The 1,055-nt window shown below is 53.6% G+C and carries 1 protein-coding gene; it reads right to left on the bottom strand.

Going from position 1 to position 1,055, the window contains the following annotated elements; all coding sequences use genetic code 11:
- Positions 1-54: 54 nt before the first annotated feature.
- The gene (locus ACT3RT_RS23070; RefSeq protein ID WP_496203785.1) at positions 55-978 is read right to left on the bottom strand and encodes an IS5 family transposase; all 924 of its coding nucleotides are present in this window, start codon (positions 976-978) and stop codon (positions 55-57) included.
- Between the last annotated feature and the right edge of the window lie 77 nt (positions 979-1,055).

Genomic DNA, 1,055 nt, shown 5'->3' with positions numbered 1-1,055 from the left:
GGCTTTGTTGAATAATTCGGATTTAGATAAAAGCGCCTCTCGTCACTGACTTCCTCAGGCAATCCGCACACTTTCTGGCATCCCTGCACGCGTCATTTTGTTTAAGGCACGGATCATGGCCATAGTTTCTCCAACCTGCGCATCGTAATCCCTCAACGTAAGATGCCCACCAAACAGCTGTTTTACGCGGTACATCGCCGTTTCGGCCACTGAACGCCGGTTATAAGCCGTGTGCCATTTCCAGTACGCATTGCTCCCAGTAAGCCGTTGCCTCGCCACCGCCTGATTTCTGTCGGCATACTCCTCCGGCCAGTAGCCGGCGCGCGTTCGCGGCGGGATAAGCGCCTTAATTTTCTTGCGCCGCAACTCGTCGTGGCACCGCTTTGTGTCATAAGCCCCGTCGGCACAGGCGGCCCTGATTTTCCTGTGCGTCTGACGGATAAGCCCCGGGAATGCCTCTGCATCAGTCACGTTGTTTAGGGACAGGTCAGCGCAGATAATCTCATGCGTATCAGCATCCACCGCCAGGTGCAGTTTCCGCCAGACGCGGCGCTTTTCCTGGCCGTGTTTTTTCACCTTCCACTCACCCTCACCGAAGACTTTTAAGCCGGTGGAATCGATAACCAGATGGGCAATTTCACCGCGCGTTGGGTTTTTGAAAGGGATGCTGACGGATTTAGCCCGCCTGCTGACGCAGGAATAATCCGGGCAACGGAGCGGGAGCTTCATTAGGGTAAAGATGGAGTCAATGAATCCCTGCGCAGCGCGAAGTGTGAGGCGAAAAACGCGTTTGAGCATCAGAACGGTTGAAATGGCCAGTTCAGAATAACGTTGCGGACGACCGCGTAAAGACGTGTTGGGTTCGTCATACCAGGCCTGAATGGCCGACTCATCAAGCCAGAATGTCAGTGAGCCCCGATTGACAAGCGCCTTGTTGTAGGTGGCCCAGTTGGTGATTTTGAACTTTTGTTTTGCCACGTGATATCGCTGCAGGATCAGGAGTGTGGTGATCTGATCCTAACTACGGCTAAAAGTTCGATTTATTCAACAACGCC

The organism is Ewingella sp. AOP9-I1-14 (genome assembly GCF_052375995.1).
Lineage (GTDB): Bacteria > Pseudomonadota > Gammaproteobacteria > Enterobacterales > Enterobacteriaceae > Ewingella > Ewingella allii.
Note: the sequence above shows the minus strand (reverse complement) of the source record. Positions and strands in the feature narration are given on the sequence as shown.